This is a genomic window from Massilia scottii, assembly GCF_030846495.1.
GTDB lineage: Bacteria > Pseudomonadota > Gammaproteobacteria > Burkholderiales > Burkholderiaceae_D > Telluria_A > Telluria_A violaceinigra.
On sequence record NZ_JAVCWM010000024.1, the window covers coordinates 1 to 26,487 of the forward strand.

A 26,487-nucleotide genomic window follows, 5' to 3' on the forward strand; every position below is an offset into this window, starting at 1 on the left:
CCTAACGCGCCGCCGACGGCCGTTCGGCGATGCGGTCGCGCCAGGCCTGCAGATTGGCCATGCCTTCGGCGCCCGGCTTGAACTTCATCAGCCCGCGCGCGAATTCAAGTGCGCACCAGGCGGTGATGTCGGCCACCGTGAAGCGCTCGCCGGCCACGAACGGGCGGTTGGCCAGTTCGCCGTCGAGCCAGCGCGCATGCTCGCGCATCTTCTCTCCCTGCGAGGCGCCGAACTCGGGGAACTGCGGCTGCTCCAGCATGGCCAGCCCCGGGTGCGTATGGCGCACGCAGTTGGCGATGCCCAGCAGCAGATGGAGCTCCACCCGGCGGTCGGCCATCTCGATAAAGGCGCGCTCCTCGAAACCATCGCCCATCAGGTTCGGCTCGGGATGCAGGCCTTCCAGATAGGTGCAGATGGCGCGCGTTTCGGTCAGCACGCGGCCGTCGTCGAGTTCCAGCGCGGGCACGCGCGCCAGTGGATTCTTGGCGACGAAGCTCTCGCTCTTGTGTTCATTGGTGCCCAGGTCGATCATCACCGGTTCGATTCCGGTGATGCCTTTTTCGGCGATGAACATGGTCACGCGGCGCGGATTGGGTGCGAAGTTGCTGATGTAGAGTTTCATGACATCCTTGCAGAAGGTTAGTTGTTGCGCGACTGGCCGGTTTCGAGCATGGTGCGCGCGGCGGCCGAGAATTTGGCCGCTTCCTCGTCGCTCGCGCTGGTCAGGTCGCGCGGCGATGGCGGCATCTGCAGGCCCTTTTCCACCGCCGGCCGGGCGCGGATGGCGTCGATCCAGCGTTTCAGGTGCGGCAATTCCTCGATCGAGACGCCCGACCACTTGTGCGTGCGCACCCAGGCCCAGTTGGCGATATCGGCAATCGAGTAGTCGCCGGCCAAGAATTCATGATCGCGCAGACGGCCGTCGAGCACGCGGAACAGGCGCCGGCTCTCGCCCTGGTAGCGGTCGATCGCAGGCTGGATCTTTTCCGGGAAGTAGCGGTAGAACACGTTGGCTTGCCCCATCATCGGACCGATGCCGCCCATCTGGAACATCAGCCACTGCATCACCTGCGAGCGGCCCTTGGCGTCCAGGGGCATCAGCTGGCCCGTCTTTTCCGCCAGGTAGACCAGGATGGCGCCCGACTCGAACACCGCGAAGTTATCTTCGGCGCGGTCGACAATCGCCGGAATGCGCCCGTTCGGATTGATCGCGAGGAACCAGTCTTCCTTTTGCTGGTTCTGGTGCAGGTCGAGCGTGTGCAGGGTGTACGGCAAGGCCAGTTCTTCGAGCGCGATGGAGACTTTGTGGCCGTTCGGCGTGGGCGCCGAATAGAGGTCGATCATGGCATTCCTTTCCGGTTGGATGACGAAAGAGCAAGGCGCATCATAGCGTCAATCTGGCGTGCCCGCACGCGCTGTGCCACAATCGCCGGATGACCCGCCACCGCCCTCTTCCCGCCCTGCTGCGCGCCCAGCTTTATCAACATCTGGCGGCGATGGAAAAGGCCGGCCTGCCGCCCGACCGGGCGTACGCGCTGCTCGACCTCGGCGCGGCGGGACGCGAACGCGTGGCCGCATTTCGCACACTGGCGGCGCGCCGCAGCGACCCCGCCACCGCGGGCCTGGCCAGTGGCCTGTTCACCGTTTTCGAGGCGCGCCTGGTGCGCGCCGCGCTGGCCGCCGGCAGCCCGCTGGCGACGTTTCAAAGGCTGGCCGATTTTCATGCCACCAGGGCGCAGCAACTGGCCACGCTGCGTTCGCGCATGGTGCTGCCGGTCGCGATCCTGGCCATCGCCCTGTTCGTGCAGCCGCTGCCGGCGCTGGTAAGCGGCGCGCTGTCGGCGGGCGGCTACCTGTGGCGCGTGCTTGCGCCGCTACTGGTGCTGGGCGGCGCGGCGCTGCTGGCGGCACGCGCCTTCGCCTGGTTCGGCTCGGGCAGCGAGACGCCGGCGCGCGCCGGCATCGAAGACGCCCTGCTGGCGCTACCGGTATTCGGCCCGATGCACTTGCGCCGCAATATGCGCGACTTTATCGACAGCCTCGCGCTGCTGCTGGATGCCGGCCTGCCGCTGTTCGATGCCCTGCCCGAGGCCCTGGCCACGGTCGAGAACCGCATCGTGCGCGCCGACCTGGCGGCCATGGAACCGGCCCTCAAGTCGGGGGCCACGCTGGCGCAGGCAATCGGCGCCCTGCGCCTGCCCGATACCGGCCAGCTGCACGCGCTGGTGCTGACGGGCGAACAAAGCGGCACCCTGCCCGCCATGCTGCGCCGGCACGCCGCCAGCGAGACCGAGTCGATCAACCGCTTCCAGCTCGACATGATGGCCTGGCTGCCGCGCGTGTTCTACGCGCTCGTGGCGCTGTGGATGGCGCTGGCGATCCTCGGCAGTTCGGTGAGCACGGTAGTGCCATCCTGAACCGCACCCTGCGCTGTTCCGTGCCACAATCGACCCTATGAAACCAATCCGAACTTACCTCCCGCTGCTGGTCCTCGTCGCCGGCTGCGCCACCACGCCACCGCCGGTGCCCACGCCCGCCGACAGCACGTTCGCCTGGTACCAGGATGCGGCGCGCGCGCAGCAGGTGCTGCGCATCGATACGGCCAAATCGCTCATTACCGTGACGGTGCGGCGCGGGGGCACGTTTGCGCGCATGGGGCACGACCACGTCATCGCCAGCCGCAGTATCGAAGGTTTCGTCGCGCCGGACGCCGGCCGCGCCGACTTTCGCTTCCGGCTGGACCAGATGACCGTCGACGAGACGGCATTGCGCACCAAGGCGGGCCTGACCACCCAGCCCGACGACGAGGCGATTGCCGGCACCCGTACCAACATGCTCACGCGCGTGCTGGAAGCGGAGCGCTATCCGCTGGTGACCCTGCATGCCGAACGCGCCGCCGGCAAAGGCGACACGCTGCGCCTGACCGTCAACCTGCATGGCGTGTCGCGCACGGTGGAAGTGCCGGCCACCATTGAGCGCAGCAACGGTGGCGTCACCGCGAGCGGCGCGCTGACGCTGCTCCAGAGCGACTTCGGCATCACGCCGATGTCGGTGATGGGCGGCGCCCTGACGGTGCAGGATCCGATGGAACTGGCGTTTCGGATCGTGGCGGCGCCGCTGCCACGTTAAGGGCCACCGGGTTGGCCGGGTCGGCGCTCCACTCGTACCAGCCGCCATCGTAGACGCTGATGCGCTCCCAGCCCATCAGCCACGCATAAAAGAACGCCAGCGAAGCGCGCCAGCCGGTGCCGCAGTAGAAGGCGTTGTGGCGGCCGGGATGGATGCCGCCCAGGCGCCACTGTTCGGCGATGGTGCCGCCATCGAGCATGCGCCCGTCCGCGTGCTGGAAATGGCTCATGCTGTTCACGTCGCCCTCGCGCCCCGCCCTGCCCCACAGCGCGCCGGCGATCTCGCCGCGCGCCTCGATGTAGCTGTAGCCCGAGGTGGCGCCCGTAAATTCGCTCCAGGTACGGATGCTGACCAGGGCCGCGTCGGGCCGCGTCAATAGCTGACGGGCCCGGGCCGTATCGGTGAGGTAGTCGGGACGGCCGGGGAACGGCGCGCCGAAGCTGCGCGCGGCCACGGCCACCCGGCCCGGGCCGGCGACCGGCGGCAGGCCGGCCGCGCACCAGCCGGCAAAGCCGCCGTCGAGCATGCGCACGTCAAGCACGCCCGCGTACAGCATCAGGTGCGCCGCGCGCGCCGCTGCCAGCGCGTTGCGTCCGTAGACGATGACGGTGGTGTCGTGGGCGATGCCGTGCTCCAGCAGGACCTGCAGCAGGATGGCATCGTCGACCTTATTGAACAGGGGCGGCGCTTCCAGCACCCGCGTGTCGAGCCAGGCGGCGCCGTCGATGTGGGCCGCCTCGAATGCGGCAGCGCCGGCGCAGCCCACTTCCAGCAGGCGCACGGCGCCGTCCCGCGCGAGCAGCGCCAGCTCGCCGGGCGCAACCAGCTGGCGCGCGCGCACCAACACTGTGCGGGCGGCGGCGACGGGTTGGCAGGTGGGCTGGCGGGCATTCACGGCGGACTCTTCAGGGAGCAAACCCGCTATTTTAAAGGGTCGCCGGGGCGGCAGATCAAAACAGCCCGGCCGCACATGCATCGAACACGGCAATTCGTGCTTTATTACTCATATATGATCTGCTATAACAGGCATGCATCAGGGTCCAGAATGCCACGGCGGGAGCCGCACAGTCCCGCTCAATTTTTCAAGGTGCAGTTCGATGAACCCTCTTCTTGCCAATCGCGACGAGCGCGGCATCACCTTGCTGGTGCTGAGCTTTGCCGGACTGCTTTTCGTCGGCATCATCGCCAATCTCGTGTTCGAGCTGGTGCAGGCGCGCAATCACGTCATCACCGAGAAAAGCAACAGCGCCCGCGTGCTCGTCAAGCTGCTCGAGGAGCAGGCCGTCGACAGCGTGTTCGCGGTCGACCTGGCCATGCAGACCACCATCAAGGCGGTGCAGATGGTGCCGCGCGGGCCGGCCGACAGCGCGCGCCTGGTCAATGAACTGCTCGACAGCAGCATCGACAACCTGCCGTTCATCCGCGCCATCTGGCTGCTCGATGCCGATGGCAATATGATTCACGACAGCCAGAAATTGCCGGGAGCCTACAACCTGGCGGAGCGCGCGTATTTCAAGATTCATCGCGATCATCCCGACCATGGCATGCACATCGAGGGGCCGATCATCAGCAAGCTGGGCGTGCCCTTCATCAGCTTCAGCCGCCGCATCAACCGGCGCGACGGCAGTTTTGGCGGGGTCATCGTGGCCGCGCTCGAACCGAAGTACCTGCGCCGCTTTTACGACTCGGTCAAGGTCGGCAAGGATGGGATGGTGGCCCTGGTGCGCACCGACGGCATGCTGATGCTGCGCGTGCCCGCTGCCAACATGGTTGAAGGCAAGCGCTTCACGTTTTTCCCCAATTTCCAGGCGACCCCGGCCCCGCCCGACGCCGGCAGCTATACCGCCGACAGCAGCATCGACCAGATCCGCCGCCTGTATTTCTACCAGCGCGTCAGCGGCCGCCCGCTGGCGGTGGTGGTCGGCCTGGGCGAAAAGGAATTGCTGGCCGACTGGTACGGCATGGCGCGCGCCTACATCGCCGTCTCGCTGGGGTTTCTGATGCTGCTCGGTGGCCTGAGCTTCCTGGCCCTGCGCGAACTGCACAAGCGCTATGGCTTGAACCAGGCGCTGCACAACAGCGACGATGCGCTCAAGGCGGCGCAGCAGCTGGCGCTGATCGGCAGCTGGCGGCTCGACCTGGTGGCGCGCCACGGCCAGTGGTCGCAGCAGATGTACCGGCTGCTCGGGCTGGCGCCGGCGGACCAGCCGCCCCCGCTCGACGTTTTCTTGCAGCGAATTCATCCGGACGACCGCCATCTGGTCGAATCCGCGGTGCGCCATGGCATGAACTGGTCGGGCGAACTGCGCAGCAATCCGGCGCTCGGCCCGCAACGCTATTTTCATTCGCGCAGCACGGGCGTGCATGACGCGACCGGCAATGTGACGGCGCTGATGGGCACCCTGCAGGACGTCACCGAGCGGCGCCAGGCCGACGAAAAGCTGGAGCTGGCCGCGCGCGTGTTCGCCTGCACGCGCGATGGCATCGTGGTCACCGACGCGGCCAGCACCATCGTGGCGGTGAACGCGGCGTTCGAGCGCATCACCCAGTACAGCGAGGCCGACGTGCTGGGACGCAATATCCGCGTGCTGCGCTCGAACGTGCACGATATCGATTTCTACCGGCAACTATGGGACACGATCGCGCGCGACGGCCACTGGCGCGGAGAAATCTGGAACCGGCGCAAGAATGGCGAAGTGTTTCCCGAGTGGCTGACGGTGAGCGCGGTGTCGAGCCCGGAGCACGGCACGGCCGGCTATGTCGGCGTGTTCACCGACCTGAGCGACATTACCCAAGCCAATGAACAGCTGCAATTTCTGGTCAACCACGATCCGCTCACGCGCCTGCCGAACCGCTCGCTCCTGAACGACCGGCTGGAGCAGGCGATCGAGACGGCGCACCAGGGGCAGCGCGCGATTGCCGTGCTGCTGCTCAATATCGACCGCTTGCAGCGCGTCAACGACAGCATCGGCCACGATGCCGGCGACCTGCTGCTGCGCGAAATGGCCCAGCGCCTGCTGCTGCGCCTGCATCCGGGCGACACCCTGGCGCGCATCGGCAGCGATGAATTCGTGCTGGTGCTCTCGCACGTGGACGACAACGACGACATCAACGCCACTGCCCAGCAGATGCTCGACGCAGTCGCCGCGCCCTGCCAGTTGCTGGGGCACGAGGTGGTGGTCACCGGCAGCGTGGGAATCGCGCTGTTTCCGCTCGATGGCGTCACCGCGGGCGACCTGATCAGGAATGCGGACACGGCCCTGTCGCACGTCAAGAACAGCGGCCGCAACAGCTTCCGTTATTTCACCTCAGAAATGAACACGCGCGCGCTGCACTGGATGGCGCTGGAGCACCGTTTGCGCAACGCGCTGGGCCGCGCGGAATTTTCGCTGTTCTACCAGCCGCAGGTACGCCTTGCCGACAAGCAGGTGTGTGGCGCGGAAGCGCTGATCCGCTGGCGCAGCGCCGAACTGGGCATGATTTCGCCGGCCGAATTCATTCCCCTGGCAGAAGACTCGGGCCTGATCATCGAGATCGGCGAATGGGTCATCCGCACCGCCTGCACCCAGAACAAGGCGTGGCAGGATGCCGGCCTGCGCGCGCTGCCGGTGGCGGTGAACGTGTCGGCGCACCAGATCACAGCCGGCACCTTGCCCGCGATCGTGAAAAGCGCCCTGTCCGATAGCGGCATGGAGGCGCGCTTTTTGGCCATCGAACTGACCGAAAGCGTGCTGATGCAGGAAGCGGAGCTGGCGATGGCGCAGATCGCCGAGCTGCGCGGGATGGGCGTGGCGGTGGCGCTGGACGATTTCGGCACCGGGTATTCGTCGCTCAGCTACCTGAGCCGCTTTGCGCTGGACAAGCTGAAAATCGACCAGAGTTTCGTGCGCAATATTACCGATGACGCCAAGAGCGCGGCGATCGCCAAGGCCACGATTGCGCTAGCGCATGGCCTTGGGATCACGGTGGTGGCGGAGGGAGTGGAAACCCGCGAACAGCTCGACTATCTCGACGGCGCGGGCTGCGATGAGGTGCAGGGATATTTTTTCAGCCGCCCGGTGCCGGCCGACGAATTCGTCGCCCTGCTGGTGGCGGGCGGTACGCCTTCGGATTAATTCTGCCGCGCGATGTAGCTTCTGACAGCGGCCTCCGCTTCGCCCAATGAGCTCGCTTCGATGGTGCGCTGGAGCAGGATGGCGGTGCTGATCTCGCCGGCGGCAATCTTGGCCAGGACTTTCGGATGGATGTCGTCATCACCGGACCCGGCGCCCGGAATTGAGCTGAGCATGCGCTCGAGCCGCTTGAGCCTCCTGAACTGTTCGTCCTGCTTCAGATACATCATGTACAGCCCGCACATGCACATGAGGAACATCGTTAAAGCCAGGTCTTGTGATTCCATGCTGATTCTCCGGTGTGAGTGGAACGACAATTAAGTTGCCGTAATCACAGTAAATCAAGGCACCCGCGAGGACCAGCCAAACGGCCGCATTCAGTGACAACCGTCAACAGCGTTAGGGCCGGGCAACTATGTGATCCTTGCGACACCTCCGCGCAAGCGCTGGCCGCGAGCATGAATATGTCGGCTGCGAATGCCGGCACCGGACTGGGCGCCCTGTTCGGCGGCGCGCCGATCGCGCGCCAGCCAATCTCGCGCCCGCAGGCCGGCGGCAATGTGTAAGATAAGGCCATCGCCATGTGGAGGGGACGCATGATCTGATCGGACCGATGGAAGGAGCGACTTTGTCAATGATGCAGGAAACACGTGCCTGGGTGCGCATGCCATCGGGCCGCCGTCTCGACCTGCTCAACCCCACGCCGTTCGACTGGGACGACGCCGATCTGGCCATCGGACTGGCCCGCACCTACCGCTGGGGCGGGCATTCGGTGTGGCCGCTGCCGCTGTCGGTGGCCCAGCATTCGATTGCCGTCATGCAGTTGAGAAAAAACGCAGCGCGCGGGCCGCTCGATCCGCTCACCGAGCTGCGCGAGCTGCTGCACGATGCCGAGGAAGGCTTGCTGGGATTTGACGCCATTTCAGTCATCAAGCCCTTTCTCGGCGATGCCTTCCGCAGCCTGACCCTGCGCCTGGAACAAGCCATCTTCCTGCGTTACGGCCTGCCCGGCTGGACTGCGGCGCAACATGCCTCCCACAAGCGCGCCGACCGCCTGGCCGCCGCCAGCGAAGCGGTGCATGTTGCCGGCTGGACCAGGGATGAGGTGAGAAATACCCTGAAAATTTCCACCAAGCCCCAGATCGACGATCCCCTGTTTCCCCTTTACGGCGGCACGCCGTGGGAACCCTGGGCGCCCGAGCTGGCATGCGCGCGCTTTCTCGATGAGCTGAACCGGCTCAAGGCCAGCCTCTGAACGCCAGCGCGCCAGCTTGCCCCTGCCTCGCCTAAGCCACGGATTTCACAGGTTTTTTGAGGATATCCACAAGAAGTGTGGATAACATTGTGGATAAGCCCCGGCGGGCGCCGCTTAACGCCCGGTTTTAAGCGGGTTTCAACAAAATGCCCGTTCCGCAGGCAAAAAATTAATCGAATAAAATCAGGAACTTAAAACACCCCATGCCGCCCTCGCAAACTGTCCATGTGGCAAATTCCTACATGCAGGCAAAACGGGGGATAACTCGTGTGGTCTTTGACAAAGCGCGCCGGCTGGCTTAGTGTGGAGCCATGTCCGCTTCCTCTTCCGACAACATCCAGAATGGCGACCTGATCATCGAGGACGACGACCCGTCCGACCGGTCCGCATCGCCGGCGCCGGAACCTCCTCCCTGGCGTATCCTGATCGTCGATGACGATGTCGACGTGCACGTGGTGACCAAGTTCGCCCTCAGCAATGCCCAATTTCAGGGACGGCGCCTGAGCTTCCTGCACGCCTACAGCGGCAAGGAAGCGCTCGACGCCCTGCGCGCCACGCAAGACATCGCGCTGGTGCTGCTCGACGTCATCATGGAGACGGAAGATGCCGGCCTGCGGGTGGCGCGCCAGATCCGCGAAGACCTGCACAACGAGCTCGTACGCATCGTCCTGCGCACCGGGCAGCCGGGCCAGGCGCTGGAACACAGCATCATTTGCGACTATGACATCAACGACTTCTGGTGCAAGGCCGACCTGACCACGCGCAAGCTGTTCACCACGGTCATTGCCTCGCTGCGCGCATATGCCAGCCTGCAGGCGGCAGCGGCCGAGCGCGCAGCGATGGCTGCCGAACTCGACAAAGCGCGCCAGGTGCAGGCGCTGCTCGGCCGGCAGGCGCTGGTGCTCAAGCTCGACCCCAAAGGGCACATCATCGAGGCCAGCGACCGCCTGTGCGAACTGACCGGCAGGCGCCGCGACGCACTCATCGGGCGCGACCTGCACGCCTTGCATACCGGCACGTTCCCAGAGGCGCTGGTGGACGACATCAAGCTGTCCCTGGCGCGCGATGGTGCGTGGTCGGGTGACATCCAGACCCGGGCGGCCGACGGCAGCGCCCTGCACTTGCGCTGCGCCCTGCTGGCGCTGAGCGAACCGGGCGGCGCGCCGTACGAGTACCTGGCAGTGGCCACGCTGTTCGAGCCTGCCTCCACGCCAGGCGCGTGATGACGGGCCCCGGGCGCGAACGGCTGAGCGCCGGCTCCTGGGGCTCTCAGGCGCTCAGGTTCTCCGGCTCTTAACTACTTCCACGCATTGCGCGCCCGCTCGCGCACCAGCATGCGCACGCTGTCGGGCATCGGTTTGCGGCTCTGCCGGGTGTCGGCCGTCATCCACACCGTTTCCTCGAAGTGCTTGAGCATGGCCGGGCTGATGAAGCGCGTGCGCGCCGCGTACACATGGCGGTCGCCCATCTGCGCCTGCTGCTTGATGAAAAACCGGTTCGGCACCACCAGGTGAAGATGCTCCTTGGCGCGCGTCATGGCCACGTACAGCAGGCGGCGCTCCTCCTCGATATCGGCGGCGTTGCCGGTACTCATGTCTGACGGGATGCAACCATCCACCACGTTCAGCACATGCACCGATGTCCATTCCTGTCCCTTGGAGGAATGGATGGTCGAAAGAATCAGGTAATCCTCGTCCAGAAGGGGCGGTCCGGCCCGGTCGCTGGTCGCTTCGGGCGGGTCGAGCGTGATTTCGGCCAGAAACGTTTCGCGCGAGCCATGACCGCCCGCCAGGCGCGCCAGCTGTTCCACGTCGGCCACGCGCACCTGGGCGTCGTCATGCATGCGTTCGAGGTGCGGCAGGTACCAGTTCTTGACCAGCTCGATATCGGCCGGCCAGCGCAGCCCTGGCGCGCGCAGGGCGCGAAACAGCGCGACAAACTGCTCCCACTCGCCGCCGCTCCTGGCGGGCGCGGCAAATTGCTCGACCGCGCGCAGCGGCTCGGCCGCCTCGCCGACCGCGTCCAGCAGCCGGGTGGCGGTGGCGGCGCCGATGCCCGGCACCAGTTGCACCACGCGGAAACCGGCCACCCTGCCGCTTGGATTCTGGGCAAAGCGCAGCACCGCCAGCACATCCTTGATATGGGATGCTTCCAGGAACTTGAGGCCGCCGAATTTGACGAAGGGGATGTTGCGGCGCATCAGTTCCAGCTCCAGCGCGGCGCTGTGGCTGGCCGCGCGGAACAGCACCGCCTGCGCCTTGAGCGCCATGCCGGTTTCGCGCTGCTCCAGGATGCGCTTGCAGACCCAGCGGGCCTGCTCGGCCTCGTCGGGAATGAGCACCAGTTGCGGCCGGACAGTCGACACCTTGTCGGTCCACAAGGTCTTGGCGTGGCGCTCGAGCGCGGCACCGATCACGGCGTTGGAGGCATCCAGGATCGGCTGGGTCGAGCGGTAGTTGCGGTCCAGGGTGACGATGCAGGCTTCCTGCGCGAACTGTTTCGGAAAATCGAGAATATTGCGCACCGTGGCGCCGCGGAAAGAATAGATCGATTGGGCATCGTCGCCGACCACCATCACGCCTTCGCCGCCCGGCTTCATGCCCATCAGGATCGCGGCCTGCAGGCGGTTGGTGTCCTGGTACTCATCGACAAGGACATGGTCGAACAGGCCGCCGAGGTGGGCGCCGAGGTCGGGATCGGCCGCCATCTCGGCCCAAAACAGCAGAAGATCGTCGTAATCGAGCACGTTCTGCTCCTGCTTGGCGTCGACATAGGCGCCGAACAGGGTCTTGAGCTGGGATTCCCATTCACTGCACCAGGGAAAGGTACTCTGGAGCACCAGCGCCAGCGTGTCGCGGCTGTTGACCACGCGCGAGTAGATTGCCAGGCAGGTTCCCTTGAGGGGAAAGCGTTTTTCGGTCTGGGTCAGGCCGATCTCGTGGCGCACCATGCCCATCAGGTCTTCGGCGTCGCCGCGGTCGTGGATGGTGAACGATTCTTCGAGGCCGATGCGGCCGGCGTAATCGCGCAGCAGGCGCGCGCCGATGCTGTGGAAGGTGCCGGCCCACGGCAGGCTGGCCGGTGGCTGGCCGCCGCGCACACCCATGATCCGGTGCAGTACCTTGCTGGCGCGCTGCGTCATTTCGGTGGCGGCGCGGCGCGAAAACGTGAGCAGCAGGATGCGCTGGGGATCGGCGCCGCTCATGATCAGGCGCGCCACGCGGTGCGCCAGCGTATTGGTCTTGCCGGAGCCGGCGCCGGCGATCACCAGCAGGGGCCGCGCGCTGCCCGCGGCTACGCCAATGTCATGCTCGACGGCAGCGCGCTGCGCGGGATTGAGGCTGGCGAAGGGATCGTCGGAGGAAGCGGCAAGAGGAACAGCGGTCATATCGGGCAATCAAACTGGGGTTGACATGACTGTACATTTATCCAGTATTATTGCGCAAGTAAAAAACTTGGCGCTTTCCTGACGCGCCACCGGTGCCCGCTTCATGCCAGCCATGATAGCGGCGGTCAAAAATCGCCTTATGCGCGCTAAGTAGCCGTTTCTAAAGTACTTTTTGGGATATCCACAATCGCTGTGGATAACTTTGTGGATAATCCCCTCTTGACAGTCCGCAAGCGTGTAACGATGCGGGTTTCAACAAAATGCTCATTCGTGAGGCAGAAATTATGCCTATATAAATCAAGCACTTACAAAGTCAATGGAGAAGGCGGTAAAAAATATTAAGAAATTTCCTACAAGATTTTTTTGTGCATAACCGCCTGTTTTGCACGCAGCGGGAACGGGGTGGTTCGATAACATTCTGATATGCCTGCAGCATCGGTCGCGCACCTTGCCCGGCCCTGCGTCACCACCCGGCACCACTCAGTGAGCGAGCGCCCCGCGCCGGCGCTGCGGTTCCAGCAAAACCCGTTCGATCACATCGGGGGCAATATTCTGCGCTTTGAGATACTCGATGGCAGACATCGTATTGCTGCTTTCCTGGACCGAAATGGCATGGTCGACGATGTCGCGCTGGCGCAAGTCGTGGCGTTGGTAAGGCGGTTCAGCCAGGGCGAGACCGCCGCTGTCAGGGCGTTGCTGTCGATTCATGTTGTGATTTCCTTACAGGCAGTCAGAAACGTTGCAAAGGGAACCCAGTACTGCCTAAGGAGTATCCCTCAATAAAGATCAAAGTCAATGTCAAGGTTCCATCGAAACGGCAAAAAATATGCGTGAGGCATAGTTCTATCGGTGCCATTTTTTCCGTCGGCAACGCAGCGCCCGCCCATGACGACGCGGCCTACAATGCGGCACGGGCGTAGGCACGGGCGTAGGCACGGGCATAGGCCACGCGCCTGTGCGCATATCTCACCATGCCGACCGAGGACATCATGACAATTCCAACTGAAAAGATTACGACGGAACCCACGCTCAACCCGGGTGACGAAGCCGAACCGGGTACGCCAGGCGCGGCCGAGGATATCTGCGACGCCTGCAGCGGCAAGGGCAAGCTGGCCGACGGCAGCGCCTGCACCGAATGCGGCGGCACGGGCCGCGTGATGCGCGGCATCGGCGGCGGCTGAGCCCGCATGGACAGGCGGGCGGGCCGGCGCGATAATGCGGCATGACCGATCCGTCCCTCCCCGCCCGTCCGCGCCCGCAATCGCTGACCGACCTGTTTGTTTCATTTACCTGGCTGGCGCTGCAGGGCTTCGGCGGGGTGCTCGCGGTCGTTCAGCGCGAAATTGTTGAGCGCAAGCAATGGCTGACGCATGATGAATTCCTGGAAGACTGGGCCGTCGCCCAGATCATGCCAGGGCCGAACGTGGTCAACCTGTCGATGATGATCGGCGGGCGCTATTTCGGCCTGGCCGGTGCGCTCTCGGCGCTGGCCGGCATGCTGGCCCTGCCGCTGGTGCTGGTGCTGCTGCTGGCCCTGGTCCATGCGCGCTTGATCGATCATCCGGGCGTGGCAGGCGCTCTGCGCGGCATGGCGGCGGTATCGGCCGGCATGATCGGCGCCACCGGCCTGAAACTGTCGCTGGCGCTGTCCAGGAACCCGATGCCGCAGCTGTGGTGCTGGGCCCTGTGCGTCACCGGCTTCGTGCTGGTGGCGCTGCTGCGGGTGCCGCTGGTGTACGTCCTGTTCGGCGTGGGCGGACTGGCCTGCTTCCTCACCTACCGGCGCCTGCGGCCATGAGCGCGCCGCACATCGTGCTGAGCTGGAGCGACTGGTTCAGCCTGTTCGGCCACTACCTGATGCTGTCGCTGATGTCGGTCGGCGGCGCGATCTCGACCACCTCCGACATGCATCGCTATCTGGTGGAGCAGCACCACTGGCTGACCCAGGCGCAGTTCAATAACGCCATTGCGCTGGCCCAGGCCGCGCCGGGGCCGAACGTGCTGTTCGTTGCGCTGATGGGCTGGCAGGTCGGCATGAACGCCGGCAGCACCGGCGCCGCCTTCCTGGGCGTGGCGGTGACCATGTTCGGCATTTTGATTCCCTCGACCGTGCTGACCTGGTTCGCCGCGCAATGGGGCCATCGCAACCGCGATTTGCGCGCCGTGCGCGCCTTCAAGCAAGGCATGGCGCCGGTCGTCATCGCCCTGCTGCTGTCGACCAGCTGGATCCTGGGCAGCGCGAGCCAGCGACTGGCCACCGACTGGCCGCTGTGGCTGCTGACGGTGGCAAGCGGCCTGCTGATCTGGCGTACCAAACTCCATTTGCTGTGGATACTGGCCGGCGGCGCCCTGCTCGGCTGGCTGCAACTGGTTTAGTATTACGCGACAAGGCATACTTGCGCCATCACTCACTACGTGGACGGACCGATGCTCGAACTTTTATCAGAACACGCCTGTTTCGGCGGTGTACAACGCTTTTATCGCCATGCCTCGACGGCCACCGGCCTGCCAATGCGCTTTTCCGCCTTCATCCCGGCCGTGCCCTCCGGCCAGACGCTGCCGGCGCTGTTTTACCTGGCGGGACTGACCTGCACCGAAGAGACTTTCCCGACCAAGGCCGGGGCCCAGCGCGCGGCGGCGCGCGAAGGCCTGATCCTGATCGCTCCGGACACGAGCCCGCGCGGCGCCAATATCGACGGCGAAACCGATGCCTGGGACTTCGGCGCCGGTGCGGGCTTTTATCTGGACGCAACCGAAGCGCCATGGAGCAAGCATTACCGCATGTTCAGCTACCTGCTCGAACTGCACGCGCTGGTGCTGGCCGAACTGCCCGTCAACGCCGCCAGGGTCGGCATTTTCGGACACTCGATGGGCGGCCACGGCGCCCTGGTCACGGCCCTGAAACGCCCCGACCTGTTCCGTTCGGTATCCGCCTTTGCCCCGATTGCCGCCCCTGCCCGCTGCCCGTGGGGAGAAAAAGCGTTCAGCGGCTACCTCGGCACCGACCGCGAAACCTGGAAGCAATACGACGCAAGCGAACTGATGCTGACTATGCAAGCGCCCTTCCCCGGCGGCATCCTGATCGACCAGGGCCTGGCCGACAAGTTCCTGGAGCAGCAGCTGTATCCGGAAGCCTTTGAAGCGGCTTGCGCCAAAGCGCGCCAGCCGCTCGAACTGCGCCGCCATGCCGGATACGACCACGGCTATTACTTCATTTCCACCTTCATGGACGACCATCTGCGCTTTCATCGGGCGCAACTGGGCTAAGGCCCGCCACAGCCGGCGCGCGGCCGCGCGATCATGGTCAGATCGTGCCCGCCGCCGGGCTGCTGCGTCCTGCATTGATGCGCGACCAGGAGCGCACCCGTACCGACAGGCACACCAGCAGCACACCGCTGATGAGCGCATATACCCCGATGAAGGTGGCCAGCACGACCGCGCCGGCCCCGAGCGGAAACAGCAATACGATCAGGCCGAACACGATCGACGCCACGCCGCTGACCAGCAACAGCCACTCGCCGCGGAGGAACTTGCGCACGCGGATGGCGATGACGATATCGAGCACGCCGCTGACGAGGGCATTGGCGCCCATCAGGAGGATCAAGGTCAGCAGGGTGATCGCCGGATTGAACGTGGCAAGCACGCCGACGGCCAGGCTGACCACGCCAAACAGCATCAGCATCCACCAGTGCGGATCGTCCCTGCGGTTCCTGACGGCCCCGAAAATCCAGACTGCGCCACCGAACAGCGCAAACGCGGCAAACAAGGCCGCAAGAGTCAGCAGCGTGACGGCCGGCCACGCAATGGCAAGCACGCCGAACACAATGGCGATGGCGCCGCGCGCGGCAAGCAACCACCAGTTCCGCAGAAGCGTTTCGTTCATGGCATCTTTCCTCCCTGCTGAATCAGACAGCGGGCGCGCCGTTTTGATCGGCGCGCAGGCGCCAGGCCTGTGATAGATCAATCGTGCGTCGAAAAGACAGCGCAAATACGCTGCGGCGGCATGTGCCGTTTGCGATCCGCCACGCCCATGCAATTGGCCATAAGTATTTGACAAAAATTGTGCAACCGAAGCGCACTTCGCCTGTCGAAGCTACATGGCTATCCACCGACAATTCAAGAACCGCGTGCATGCTGGCAAGCTTCTGGCGCTGGCACTGGCGCCGTATGCCGGCCGTCCTGATGCGCTGGTGCTTGCCTTGCCGCGCGGCGGCGTTCCGGTCGGCTTCGCCATCGCCAGGGCGCTCGGGCTGGCGCTCGACGTGCTGCTCGTTCGCAAGCTCGGCCTGCCCGGCCACGAAGAATTCGCCATGGGCGCGATCGCCGGCGGCGGCGTGCGCGTGCTCAACATGGCGGCCATCCGCGAACACCGCATCGGCCGCGAACAGATCGATGACGCATGCGCGCGCGAAGAGCGCGAGATTGCGCGGCGCGAGCGCCAGTACCGGGGCGCCCGCGCCGAGCCCGGGCTTGCGGGCCGCACCGCCATCCTCGTCGATGACGGCCTGGCCACCGGCTCGACCATGTGCGCGGCCGTGCGCGCGGCGCGCGAGCGCGGGGCGGCGCGCATCGTCGTCGCGGTGCCGGTTGGCGCGCCGGACAGCTGCGCGGCGCTTGCCGCGCAGGTCGACGAACTGGTCTGCCTGAGCCAGCCGGCGAACTTCGGCGCGGTCGGCCGGTGGTACCGGCAATTCGAGCAAACCGGTGACGAGGAAGTACAGGACCTGCTGGCCATCGCCTGGCGCGACCAGACGAGCGCGCGCACCATTCATCCACCAATGCAAGCGAACGGAGACAATCATGAAACACATGCCCGAACACGATCTTCACCTCGGTAAATGGCTGGGCGGGGCAGCGCTCGGCGCGCTCGCCATGTACATGATGGACCCGGACCGGGGCGGCTTGCGGCGCGCCCGGTCCGGGGAACGGCTGCGCGAGCTCGGCCACCAGAGCAGCGACATGCTCGGAAAGGTCGTGCATGACGTGGGCGAGCGCATCGGCGCCAACCCATCCGCTTCAAACCTGCTGGCGTCCGCTGGCCGGCAGGCGACCGACGTTGGGGAGCGTCGCTCGTCGCCGGTACGGTCGCTGTGGCCTTCGGCGCCACGCAATGCCGCCATGATGGGCGGCGGCACCCTTGGCCTGGCCAGCATGATGACCCGGCGCCTGCCGCTCGCCGCGCTCATGGGCGTCGCTGGCGTGGCATTGCTGATGCGCTCCGTCAGCAACGGCGCCCTGCCCGGCCTGGCCCGCCACCAGGGCCGGGGCGGCACCACGGAAATCGAAAAGACCATCCGCATCGACGCCGCGCCCGAGCAGGTGTTCGACCTGTGGGCCAACGATGAGAATTTCCCGCGCTTCATGGCCAACGTGATCGAGGTGCGCGACCTCGGCAACCGCCGCTCGCACTGGGTCGTCAAGGGACCGGCTGGCAGCGAATTCGGCTTTGATGCCGTGCTGACCGAGCAGATCCGCCCGCGCCGGCTGGCGTGGCGCAGCGAGCCGGGGGCGGAAGTCGAGCAATCGGGATCGGTCCGCTTTGAACCGTCGCGTGGCGGCACGCTGGCCACGGTCAAGCTGTGTTACCGCCCCCCGGCCGGCGCCGTGGGCGAGGCGGTAGCGACACTGTTCGGCGCCCACCCGGAACACGAACTTGAGGAAGACCTGGAGCGCATGAAGAAGCTGCTTGAGGGCACGCCGCCCCAGAAGGGAGAACAGACGAGCGAAAACAAGATGTTTCAATAGTGCACAAACCCTGATCGTTTAACGCTGCGCACCCGCCAATTGATCAGGATCGCGCGCGCCAAAGCCGGCCAGGATGGCCGATGCGCGCGCCGCTGTTGCCGGGTCGGCGGCGTCGACTATCAACACGCATTGCCCACGTTGCACGGGCCTTGCATAGTTGCGCTCGTAGACATGCTCCTCGCTTTCGATCGGCGTATTGCCCACCAAAAAATTGCCTTCCACCGGCCCCGCTTCGTCGTTATGCACCTTGAGCTCAAGGGCATCCGAACCGAAGCCGTCGGCGAGCAAGGCAGCGTGTGCCTGCTCCGCCTTCTCGAACTCATCAAACACTCCCAATACCGCATGATTGATCATTCCGTTTTCCTTCGCCTGGCTGTTCATCGGAATTCGACCGGCGCGGGGCCGAACAGTTCAGTGCAGGCCCGCCACCGGCGCTTCAGCCATCGCCGCCACCGGACCCGGCGCGCTGGCGGCGCCGCCCAGCGAGCCAACCAGCAGATTGAGTTCCTCGTCGACGATAAAGCCGGCGGCCGACGAGACCGTCAGCAGAATGTCCGGCGCCATCGACGACGCAATCACGAACCCTTGCACATAATCGACCCCGATATCGGCCAGCGTTTGCACGGTGGCGCCGTCCTCGGCCCATTCGGCAATCGTCTTCATGCCCAGGTTGACCGCCAGCTTCACGATGGCTTCGACAATAGCCACGTCGGCCGGATGCGCATTCATGTTGACGATAAAATTACCGTCGATCTTGAGTATGTCCGCCGGCAATTCCTTCAGATAAGAGAAGGAAGTATAGCCCGCGCCGAAATCGTCGAGCGCCACCTTGACGCCGAAATTGCGCACCTGGTCGATGAAGCGCCGCGTGTTGTTCAGGTCGTGCAAGGCGACGCTTTCGGTAATCTCCATGCACAGCCGGCTGGCCGCGTCGCGATGGCGGCGCAGGATATCGATGGTGTCCTGGATGAAGCGTTCGTCGTTGAGCGAGGCGCCGGACAAATTCATGCACACGAACTGGGTATTGACCAGCATGTCGGCGTGGCGCTCGATCCAGCTCAGCGTGGTCGAGAGCACCCAGCGGTCGATCACGCCCATGCGCCCGCTCTTTTCGGCGGCGGCGATGATCGGCCCGGCGGCCAGCAGGCTGCCGTCCGCTTCGCGCATGCGCAGCAAGACCTCGAAGTTCATCGAATCGTACGGCATTTTCAGCGACATGATCGGCTGCATTTCGAGCACCATGCAGGCAGTCACGTCGTTGGCCGAGAGGCGCTCGACCAGGTCCAGCTCGGCGGTGCGTTCGTTAAAGGCGGTGGAATCGCGCTCGTACACGACCAGCCCGTCGCGGTGCCCGGTCTTGGCTTCGCGGCAGGCGCGGTCGGCGGTCGACACCGCATCCTTCATCTGCATGCCGGGCTGCACTTCGATCAGCCCGATCGAGCCGCGCACGTGGAACGCCTTGTCGCCGACGCGGTAGGGCGTGTTGCCGATGCGCCCGACCAGGCAGCGGCAAATCAGCGCCGCCACCCGGATCGAGGTTTCCGGCATGATGATCACGAATTCGTCACCGCCCACGCGGCCGACCTGTTGTTCCCCGCTGAGCACGGCGCCGATCCGTTCGCATACTTGCTTGAGGACTTCATCGCCCGCGCTGTGGCCGAACAGGTCGTTGATCAGCTTGAAACGGTCCAGGTCGAGGTAGGCCAGGGTCAGCGGCTTCATGGACGCGTTCTCGAACACGCGCTCGATGCCGCGCCGGTTGAAGACCTTGGTCAGCGCATCGTTATTGGCCATGAAGCGCAATTGCTCGGTGGCTTTGTGCTGCTCGGTCGTATCCTGCAACACGCCTTCGATCTTGCCGCGCGCCAGGGTCGCGCGGACCACGAAGCAATGCGAGCCGTCGCGGTTTTCGATGCGCAGTTCGGCGTCGGCCCGGTCCTGCACCAGTGCGAACAATGTGCCCCAGACGCCATCGGCGAAGAAGTGCTGGAAGTTCATGCCGCCAGTGACGGGGCCGTCCGCGCCGACCATCCGCTGCAAGGCCGGGTTGGCACTGAGGAACTTCCCCTCCAGGTCCAGCGTGAACAGTCCGACCGGCATCGCCTCGTAGGCGTGCCGCAGTTCGGCCTGCGCCGCGATGCGCTGTTCGGTTTCCTGGCGCATCTGTTCGGCCACCGCCAGCGCCGCCAGCAGGCTGGACGCGAGCGCGGCCGTGACACTGTTGACCATGCCGGCCAGGTCGCGAACGCCGAGCGCGGCCGCAATCACTTCCACCAGCCCGGACATCATCGTGACCGCGAACGAGGCCGCGAACCAGAACGCCACCCGCGTATGCGAGCGGGACTGCGATGGCGATTGCGACATCAGGCTGACCAGCCCGAGCGTCATCAAGACCAGACCGTAGGCAACAAAGCCCCACATCACGGGCAGGAAAATATGGTACGGCAAGAGCACCGAGAGCGCCAGCAGCGGCAGGCAGCACCATTCGGCAAAGCGCAGCGGCGCACGGTAGCGCGTGGCGGCCAGACGTTCGCGGAACAGGGTCTGGTACAGGGTCAGGGTCGAGACCGCATACAGGGCAATCGTCAGCGCCCGCGACGGCAGCAGCCAGCGCTCCGGCACGATCTGGCCCAGCCACTGGATATCCCAGCCGGCCGAGAGCGCCCCCATGCGCAGGTTCAGGATCAGCCAGCCGGCCAGCAGCACGTACAGGGCCTGGCGGTTGATCAGGGCCGTGGTCAGCACGAACAAGGTCAGCACGATCATGCCGCCGTCGAGCAGGCCGGACTTGCGGTGGTACTGCTGCACCGCCACGGCGAGTTCGCCGGCCTGCCATTGCGTGGCCGACAGGCGTGCCGGGCCGATGAGCACGCTGCGGCAGAGCAGGAGCGCGGGCACGCCTGCCTGCGATGGCGCGGACTGCGCCTGGGGAAGTGCTTGTGCCTGCGTGAGCGGCGGCGCCAGGGTCAGCGCAAACCCCGCCATCAGCGGCGCCATCGCACCGGCCGAGACGGCGCGGCTGGAACTTCCCAGCGGGAGCAAGGTGTCGCTGTCCCAACAAGCAATCTCGACCATATGACGCGAAGGAAATTCGATCACGGTGCCGGCCTGCGCAGCGGGCGCCATGCTGAACCAGAGCGGATCGGGCGACATGCGCGTTTCGCGATAGGCAACTTCCGGCAATCCGGCCAGTTGCGCGCGCATCTGTGCGGGCGTGACCTCCGCCCCATCGTGCGCCATGACGCGGAACGGCAACGGCTGGCCGGCAGTTGCCCGGTATTGGTTGTTCCAGAACGCCAGCGCCACGATCGAGAGCAGCGCAATGCCCAGCGGAACGAGATAAAAGGAGAGCAGGCGCAACAGCGCTTCGAGAGCGCGCTGTACGCTGTCGGGCAGCATGCGGGACGAAGAAGTCGACGTTGACATGAGCGGCATCCGGCTACACAACTGGCGCCGCCATTCGTTTGCTGTTAGGCGGCAATCATGTCAAAGCATACATCGTAACTGTCCCGCCGTCCCGCTTGATTTCCTACGCGGCGAGCCCAACAACAACAGCGCCCGACGCCTGCTGACCGCGCGGCAAGCCATGTTTCCAGGCAGCAGGCGCCTGGCGGCCGAGATCGATGTCCGGATGGCGCGTATTGCAAAAGAAATCGAGCAAGGGATGGCGCGCCGCTTCCCAGCGCTCCTGGCCGCTGGCGATGTCGAAGTACATGATGCGATGCGGCAGGTTGCCCACATGGCGCAGGGTCACGGGGTCGCGGCTGGCGAACACATCGGTGAACAGCAGTTGCTCGTACTGGCGGTCGATCGGCGCGCGGCCGCTGACGACGGCCGTGTCGACCCCGGTCTGTTCGCAATGCTCGAAGCAGGCCTTGATCAGGGCCAGCTTGACCTGGCGGCCGATGCGTCCTTCCACGATGCCGAGCCGGGTCACCTCGGCCAGGCGCTGGGTGGCCAGCCATAGCGGCAGATCGACCGACGATTCCAGATGCAGCGGCTGGCGAAAATTGGTCTGGATGCGCGTGCTGCCGAGCGCGCTGCCATCAGCCTTCGATTCGGCCAGCAGGATCACGGTGTCGCCATCGTAGTCGGCCGCTTCGGGCTGCTCCAGCGAGCGCGCGAAATCCGGCAGGTGGCGGGCATAGGCCGCGTGACGCACGGCCACCGCCTTGCGCAGGTCAGCCTCGGTGCGCACCGGGCGCACGGTAAACGGCAGCAGTTCGATCGCGACCGGGGCACCGACTCCGGCGCGGCTGAAGATGGAATTGGCTACCGGCTGACGGGTATTGTTGAAAACGATATTGGCCATGGTCGTGCTCCTCATTCTTGTGGGAATCGATTGATTCTCTAAGGCAATTATCAGAGTTATCATCGGATTCAAAGCTGGAAGAAGAGCCATCTTTACATCACTGTTTACGAGAAGCATTGCTTCAAATCAACATGCAACTGGCCGTACAAGGCCGACACCCTGTATACTCTGGCCCTTTCAAGCCAAAACAGGACATTTCCTATGAGCGCACTTCCACCCTGCCCTAAATGCAATTCAGAATTTACTTACGAAGATGGCAGCAATCTGGTCTGCCCGGAGTGCGCCCACGAATGGAACGCCCAGGAAGGTGCAACGGCGGCCGGTGACGGCCCCAAGGTTTATCGCGATGCGGCGGGAAATGTGTTGCAGGACGGCGACACTGTCACCGTGATCAAGGATTTGAAGCTCAAGGGATCGGGCGGCACCGTCAAGATGGGCACCAAGGTCAAGAACATCCGCCTGGTCGACAGCGACCACGACATCGACTGCAAGATCGACGGTTTCGGCGCGATGAGCCTGAAGTCCGAGTTCGTCAAGAAAGTGTAATCAGTCGCCGTCCATGACATCGGCGATATCGTCCTGGATGCGATAGCCGCACATATCGTCATGGCCGCAGTCGCTACGCCGGCGGCGATTGGAGCGGTAAATCAGCAGGATGCCGCTCGCTATCAGCACCGCGCCGCCCGCTTGCCACATCCATCCGGGACGGTCGAACGTCAGCAGCACGATGAGCAGGCCGGCGATGCTGATCAGATAACCGGACCATTCCATGATGGCGACCTTGTTCATGCGACGCTCAGCATCAGAATCAAGCCGATATACAGCAGGCACACCACCACCGCCCCGGCCAGGGTGCCGAATCCAGCGTGGCCGATGGCGAATACCAGCGCGAACATGAGCGCCATGAACGACAGCGAGTACAGGGAAAACACCGCGTGGTCATACATTGTCACGCCACGCCGCCAGAAAAACAGCAGCCACAGGAACGGCAGCGAGATCGGCACCAGCAAGAAGGAAAACTTGGCGCCGCTACTCTTGAGCTTATACAAGGTCAACTCGGGATTGTCGGCCGCGTGCTCGATGGCGGCATTGACCGATGGCCAACTGGTTTCCACCTTGAACTTGTCTGACTTCAAGGTCACGCCACCCACCCGCGCGACGACGCCGGTTTTATCGAACTCGATCAGGGCATTCTCGGCGCTGGCCAGGTCGGCCGTGGCTTCCGCCAGCGCGTCCTTGCCCGGCTGGCCGGCATCGACCGTGCGCAGCGTTGCGCGCGCCGCCTCCACATCGCGCATGAGCTCTGCGCGTACCTGTGCCTTCGCTTCCGGCGAGCCGGACAGGTTCAGGTCCGACTTGCCGCTGGTCAGGGACGCAACGAAGAACAGAAAAAACACCAGGAACAGGAACAAGGCCAGCGGCGACACGAAGCGGGTGCGCTGGCCATCGATGTAGCGCCGCGTGAGCTGGCCCGGCCGGGCGACCAGCATGGGAATGGTGCGCCAGCCCTTGGCGTCGAAGTGCAGGATGCCGTGCAGTACCTCTTCGCCGAGATGCAGCAGCGACTTGTGAACGTGCGCGTGCTGCCCGCACTGATGGCAAAACGCGCCCGCCAGCGTCGCGTTGCAGTTGGCGCAGCTTGTCGCGTGTTCCTGAGCACCGTGCGCGGGCATGTGCACGCCATCCACCTCGCGCGCCACCAGCGGCGCTGCGGCCAATCCCCCCGCCGCTTCCAGTTCCATCGCCATCGTTGTGTTCCCGCAGATAAGATTGTTTTATGCGGGCAATAATATCATTCTCATCATAGCCTTGGACAACAATTTCAGGCAGCTTCGCGTGCCCAGGTTTGGATTAGCAAGACTTTGATTTCCGGCACACAGGAACCGCAATTGCCGCCGGCTTTCAGGCAGGCCGTCACTTCCGGCACCGTCTTCAGGTCGTGCGTGACGATGGCATCGCAAATCGTATTGCGGCCCACCCCGAAGCAGGAACATACGGTCGGCCCGGTGTCAAGCCGCATGCCCAGCGCCTGCCCGGCCAGCAGGCCGGCGCGGTCGAGCTGCGTCAGGGACTCGCTGGCGAACAGGCTGGCCAGCCAGGTGCGTGCCGGCAGGTCGGTACGCGGCGACAGGAAGATGCACTGTTCGATGCGCTCTCCCACCACGTGCACGGCGCGGTAGACGCCATCGCTGGCGTCCTCGTAGTCGAGCCAGTCGGCGTCATCGGTGACGCCGAGCAGCGCACGCGCCCATGCGGCCCGGTCGCGCAACTGGCCGCGCCCCGCCATTTCGTAGCGCGCAAAGCCGCGTCCCTGCACACGCGTCCAGTGCGCGACCTGGTCGAGCGCCAGTTCGCTGCGGCTGAGGACAAACGCATGCCACGCCACCCCGAAGCGCTCCACCTGCACCGGCGTGTGCTTGAATTCCGGCTCGCCCGACACCGGATCGACCACAGGGTTGACCACGGTGCCAACGCGCGCGTCGGACGCCGTCTGGCCGTTCCAGTGAATCGGCACGAACACCGACCCGCGCGCGATGCCGCCGCCGTGCTGCACCCGCGCCACCATGGCGCCCCACTGGCTCGATACGCGCGCCAGTTCCCCTTCGCGCACGCCGTACAGCAGCGCGTCTTGCGGATGCATGTCGATGAAGGCTTCGGCCGTGTGATCGGCCAGGCGCGGGGCGCGGCCGGTGCGGCTCATGGTGTGCCACTGGTCGCGCACGCGTCCCGTGTTGAGCACCAGCGGATACTCGGGATCGACCGGGTTGGCCGGTGCGCGCGGCGCCGTGGCGATGAAGCGCGCCTTGCCGTCGGCGTGGGCGAAGCGGCGGTCCGCGAACAGGCGCGCACTGCCTTCCAGGACGCCGTCGGCGCCGCGCCGCACCGGCCACTGCACCGATTCCAGTTTGTCGTATTCCGGTGCCTGCAGGCCGCACAGGCCGGACAGATTAAGCACGCGCCGCTGCGCGCCTTCGTTGCGGAACACGGTCAGGCGCGCATGTTCGTCGAATACCTCGTGCGCGCTGGCGAAATCGAAACCGTCGAAGCCCAGCCGCCGCGCCACCTCCGCCAGGATGCGCCAGTCGGCGCGCGCTTCGCCCGGCGCCGGCAGGAACGCGCGCTGGCGCGAAATCAGGCGCTCGGAATTGGTGACCGTGCCATCCTTTTCACCCCAGCCCAGTGCCGGCAGCAGCACGTCGGCAAAGGCATTCGTGTCGGTGTTCGCGATAATATCGGACACCACCACCAGCTCGCATTTTTCCAGCGCGCGCTGCACCTGGTTCGCGTCCGGCATGCTCACCATCGGATTGGTGGCGATGACCCACACCGCCTTGACGGTGCCCTCCTCGATCGCCTTGAACAGGTCGACCGCCTTCAGCCCTCCCTTGGCCGCGATGCGCGGCGACGACCAGAAGGTTTGCACGGTGTCGCGGTGCTGGGGATTGTCCAGGTCCATGTGCGCGGCCAGCATGTTGGCCAGGCCGCCCACTTCGCGCCCGCCCATCGCATTCGGCTGGCCGGTGATCGAAAACGGCCCCATGCCCGGCTGTCCGATGCGGCCCGTGAGCAGGTGGCAGTTGATGATGCTGTTGACTTTATCGGTGCCCGCCGACGACTGGTTCACGCCTTGCGAGAACGCCGTGATGACTTTCGTGGTCGCCGCGAAGCCGCCATAAAACGCCATCAGGTCGTCGGGATCGATGCGGCAGTGGCGCGCCACCGCCAGCGGATCGGCGCAATCGACTTGCGCCGCATCGAGCGCCTGTTGCAGGCCGTTGGTGTGGGCCTCGATGAAGGCGGCGTCCTGCACGCCGGTGCGCGCCAGGTAGCTGAGCAAGCCGTTGAACAGCCACACATCGGTACCGGGTTTCACCGGCAGGTGCAGGTCGGCCAGCTCGCAGGTGGCGGTGCGGCGCGGATCGATGACGACGATCCGTACTTCCGGGCGCGCTTCCTTGAGACGCGCGATGCGCTGGAACAGGATCGGATGGCACCACGCCGTGTTCGAGCCGACCAGCACCACCATGTCGGCCAGGTCGAAGTCTTCGTAGCAGCCGGGCACCAGGTCGGCCCCGAAGGCCCGCTTGTGGCCCGCCACGGCCGACGACATGCACAGGCGCGAATTGGTGTCGATGTTGGCGCTGCCGATATACCCTTTCATCAGCTTGTTGGCCACGTAGTAGTCTTCGGTCAGCAGCTGGCCGGACACATACAGCGCCACCGCATCGGGACCGTGTTCGTCGATGATGGCGCGCAGGCCGCCGGCGACGCGCTCGAGCGCTTCGTCCCAGGATGCCTGGCGCAGCACACCGTCTTCACGCACAGCCGGATGCAGCAGGCGGCCTTCAAGACCGATGGTTTCGCCCAGCGCCGCCCCCTTCACGCACAGGCGGCCCCGGTTGGCCGGGTGGCTGGCGTCGCCCGCGATGGCGATGGCGCCGTCGGGCAAGGGCGTGGCGGTCACGCCGCAGCCCACGCCGCAATAAGGACAGGTGCTGCGCACCGCGAGTGGAATAGGTCCGCCCGGGAAAGGTGAGAGGTTCAA

25 protein-coding genes are annotated in these 26,487 nt (G+C 65.1%); 12 read left to right on the forward strand and 13 right to left on the reverse strand.

Features of this window, described 5'->3' with window-relative positions; translation table 11 throughout:
- Window position 1: 1 nt before the first annotated feature.
- Both RBA41_RS25645 and RBA41_RS25650 read right to left on the reverse strand, forming a co-directional pair.
- Entirely contained in the window at window positions 2-622 is a 621-nt protein-coding gene (locus RBA41_RS25645) for a glutathione S-transferase family protein (protein WP_306627063.1), read from the reverse strand.
- Window positions 623-639: 17 nt separating this feature from the next.
- On the reverse strand, window positions 640-1,344 hold the full coding sequence (locus RBA41_RS25650) for a glutathione S-transferase family protein (RefSeq protein ID WP_306627065.1): 705 nt from the start codon (window positions 1,342-1,344) through the stop codon (window positions 640-642).
- An 89-nt stretch (window positions 1,345-1,433) separates the two neighbouring features.
- Between RBA41_RS25650 and RBA41_RS25655 the strand changes: the two genes are divergently transcribed.
- Together RBA41_RS25655 and RBA41_RS25660 are read left to right on the forward strand one after the other, a co-directional pair.
- The gene (locus tag RBA41_RS25655; protein WP_306627067.1) at window positions 1,434-2,417 is read left to right on the forward strand and encodes a type II secretion system F family protein; all 984 of its coding nucleotides are present in this window, start codon (window positions 1,434-1,436) and stop codon (window positions 2,415-2,417) included.
- Window positions 2,418-2,454: 37 nt separating this feature from the next.
- Window positions 2,455-3,129 (forward strand): YceI family protein, encoded by a 675-nt coding sequence (locus RBA41_RS25660; RefSeq protein ID WP_306627069.1) that lies wholly within the window; start codon window positions 2,455-2,457, stop codon window positions 3,127-3,129.
- Here RBA41_RS25660 and RBA41_RS25665 read toward each other — a convergent pair.
- Window positions 3,038-4,024, reverse strand: a complete 987-nt coding sequence (locus RBA41_RS25665) for a sulfurtransferase (RefSeq protein ID WP_306627071.1) — start codon at window positions 4,022-4,024, stop codon at window positions 3,038-3,040. The two genes, RBA41_RS25660 and RBA41_RS25665, sit on opposite strands and share 92 nt — an antisense overlap.
- Before the next feature lie 202 nt (window positions 4,025-4,226).
- Here RBA41_RS25665 and RBA41_RS25670 point away from each other — a divergent pair, with 202 nt between their 5' ends.
- Window positions 4,227-7,244 (forward strand): bifunctional diguanylate cyclase/phosphodiesterase, encoded by a 3,018-nt coding sequence (locus RBA41_RS25670; RefSeq protein ID WP_306627073.1) that lies wholly within the window; start codon window positions 4,227-4,229, stop codon window positions 7,242-7,244.
- Here the strand turns inward: RBA41_RS25670 and RBA41_RS25675 are convergent.
- Complete coding sequence (locus RBA41_RS25675) at window positions 7,241-7,528, reverse strand: hypothetical protein (protein ID WP_306627074.1); 288 nt, start codon at window positions 7,526-7,528, stop codon at window positions 7,241-7,243. The two genes, RBA41_RS25670 and RBA41_RS25675, sit on opposite strands and share 4 nt — an antisense overlap.
- A gap of 347 nt (window positions 7,529-7,875) precedes the next feature.
- On the opposite strand from RBA41_RS25675, the gene RBA41_RS25680 reads away from it, so the two are divergent.
- Both RBA41_RS25680 and RBA41_RS25685 read left to right on the forward strand, forming a co-directional pair.
- The gene (locus RBA41_RS25680; protein WP_306627076.1) at window positions 7,876-8,496 is read left to right on the forward strand and encodes a phosphohydrolase; all 621 of its coding nucleotides are present in this window, start codon (window positions 7,876-7,878) and stop codon (window positions 8,494-8,496) included.
- A 311-nt stretch (window positions 8,497-8,807) separates the two neighbouring features.
- Window positions 8,808-9,719, forward strand: a complete 912-nt coding sequence (locus RBA41_RS25685; protein WP_306627078.1) for a PAS domain-containing protein — start codon at window positions 8,808-8,810, stop codon at window positions 9,717-9,719.
- A 74-nt stretch (window positions 9,720-9,793) separates the two neighbouring features.
- Here RBA41_RS25685 and RBA41_RS25690 read toward each other — a convergent pair whose 3' ends face one another.
- On the reverse strand, window positions 9,794-11,884 hold the full coding sequence (locus RBA41_RS25690) for an ATP-dependent helicase (protein WP_306627080.1): 2,091 nt from the start codon (window positions 11,882-11,884) through the stop codon (window positions 9,794-9,796).
- A gap of 480 nt (window positions 11,885-12,364) precedes the next feature.
- Window positions 12,365-12,592 (reverse strand): hypothetical protein, encoded by a 228-nt coding sequence (locus RBA41_RS25695; protein WP_306627081.1) that lies wholly within the window; start codon window positions 12,590-12,592, stop codon window positions 12,365-12,367.
- Between the two features lie 281 nt (window positions 12,593-12,873).
- On the opposite strand from RBA41_RS25695, the gene RBA41_RS25700 reads away from it, so the two are divergent.
- Genes RBA41_RS25700 through fghA form a run of 4 tightly spaced genes read left to right on the forward strand, consistent with a single transcriptional unit; the run spans window position 12,874 to window position 15,151 of the window.
- The gene (locus RBA41_RS25700) at window positions 12,874-13,065 is read left to right on the forward strand and encodes a hypothetical protein (protein WP_306627083.1); all 192 of its coding nucleotides are present in this window, start codon (window positions 12,874-12,876) and stop codon (window positions 13,063-13,065) included.
- Window positions 13,066-13,106: 41 nt separating this feature from the next.
- Window positions 13,107-13,682 (forward strand): chromate transporter, encoded by a 576-nt coding sequence (locus tag RBA41_RS25705; RefSeq protein ID WP_306627084.1) that lies wholly within the window; start codon window positions 13,107-13,109, stop codon window positions 13,680-13,682.
- A complete protein-coding gene (locus RBA41_RS25710) occupies window positions 13,679-14,260 on the forward strand; it encodes a chromate transporter (protein ID WP_306627085.1) in 582 nt (193 codons plus the stop codon). Before RBA41_RS25705 ends, RBA41_RS25710 begins: the two co-directional genes overlap by 4 nt.
- A gap of 51 nt (window positions 14,261-14,311) precedes the next feature.
- Window positions 14,312-15,151: an S-formylglutathione hydrolase gene (gene fghA / locus RBA41_RS25715; protein WP_306627086.1), complete on the forward strand. Its 840-nt coding sequence runs from the start codon at window positions 14,312-14,314 to the stop codon at window positions 15,149-15,151.
- A 37-nt stretch (window positions 15,152-15,188) separates the two neighbouring features.
- Here fghA and RBA41_RS25720 read toward each other — a convergent pair whose 3' ends face one another.
- Complete coding sequence (locus RBA41_RS25720; protein WP_306627088.1) at window positions 15,189-15,767, reverse strand: HdeD family acid-resistance protein; 579 nt, start codon at window positions 15,765-15,767, stop codon at window positions 15,189-15,191.
- 214 nt (window positions 15,768-15,981) lie between these two features.
- Here RBA41_RS25720 and RBA41_RS25725 point away from each other — a divergent pair, with 214 nt between their 5' ends.
- Both RBA41_RS25725 and RBA41_RS25730 read left to right on the forward strand, forming a co-directional pair.
- Window positions 15,982-16,722 (forward strand): phosphoribosyltransferase, encoded by a 741-nt coding sequence (locus tag RBA41_RS25725; RefSeq protein WP_306627090.1) that lies wholly within the window; start codon window positions 15,982-15,984, stop codon window positions 16,720-16,722.
- Window positions 16,685-17,629 carry an SRPBCC family protein gene (locus RBA41_RS25730; protein WP_306627092.1) on the forward strand — a complete coding sequence of 315 codons (945 nt, stop codon included), beginning with the start codon at window positions 16,685-16,687 and terminating at the stop codon, window positions 17,627-17,629. The genes RBA41_RS25725 and RBA41_RS25730 overlap by 38 nt, the downstream gene beginning before the upstream one ends.
- 18 nt (window positions 17,630-17,647) lie before the next feature.
- On the opposite strand, the gene RBA41_RS25735 is transcribed toward RBA41_RS25730, so the two are convergent.
- The 3 genes from RBA41_RS25735 to RBA41_RS25745 all read right to left on the reverse strand — a co-directional run bounded on the left by RBA41_RS25735 (window position 17,648) and on the right by RBA41_RS25745 (window position 21,941).
- A complete protein-coding gene (locus RBA41_RS25735) occupies window positions 17,648-18,010 on the reverse strand; it encodes a hypothetical protein (protein WP_306627093.1) in 363 nt (120 codons plus the stop codon).
- Window positions 18,011-18,040: 30 nt separating this feature from the next.
- On the reverse strand, window positions 18,041-21,055 hold the full coding sequence (locus RBA41_RS25740) for a putative bifunctional diguanylate cyclase/phosphodiesterase (RefSeq protein WP_306627094.1): 3,015 nt from the start codon (window positions 21,053-21,055) through the stop codon (window positions 18,041-18,043).
- A gap of 103 nt (window positions 21,056-21,158) precedes the next feature.
- A complete protein-coding gene (locus tag RBA41_RS25745; protein WP_306627096.1) occupies window positions 21,159-21,941 on the reverse strand; it encodes a hypothetical protein in 783 nt (260 codons plus the stop codon).
- Between the two features lie 201 nt (window positions 21,942-22,142).
- Here RBA41_RS25745 and RBA41_RS25750 point away from each other — a divergent pair, with 201 nt between their 5' ends.
- Window positions 22,143-22,487: a zinc ribbon domain-containing protein YjdM gene (locus RBA41_RS25750; protein ID WP_306627097.1), complete on the forward strand. Its 345-nt coding sequence runs from the start codon at window positions 22,143-22,145 to the stop codon at window positions 22,485-22,487.
- On the opposite strand, the gene RBA41_RS25755 is transcribed toward RBA41_RS25750, so the two are convergent.
- The 3 genes from RBA41_RS25755 to RBA41_RS25765 all read right to left on the reverse strand — a co-directional run bounded on the left by RBA41_RS25755 (window position 22,488) and on the right by RBA41_RS25765 (window position 26,487).
- Entirely contained in the window at window positions 22,488-22,730 is a 243-nt protein-coding gene (locus RBA41_RS25755) for a hypothetical protein (protein WP_306627099.1), read from the reverse strand.
- Complete coding sequence (locus RBA41_RS25760) at window positions 22,727-23,689, reverse strand: DUF3667 domain-containing protein (protein WP_306627100.1); 963 nt, start codon at window positions 23,687-23,689, stop codon at window positions 22,727-22,729. The genes RBA41_RS25755 and RBA41_RS25760 overlap by 4 nt, the downstream gene beginning before the upstream one ends.
- Before the next feature lie 74 nt (window positions 23,690-23,763).
- Entirely contained in the window at window positions 23,764-26,487 is a 2,724-nt protein-coding gene (locus RBA41_RS25765) for a nitrate reductase (RefSeq protein ID WP_306627102.1), read from the reverse strand.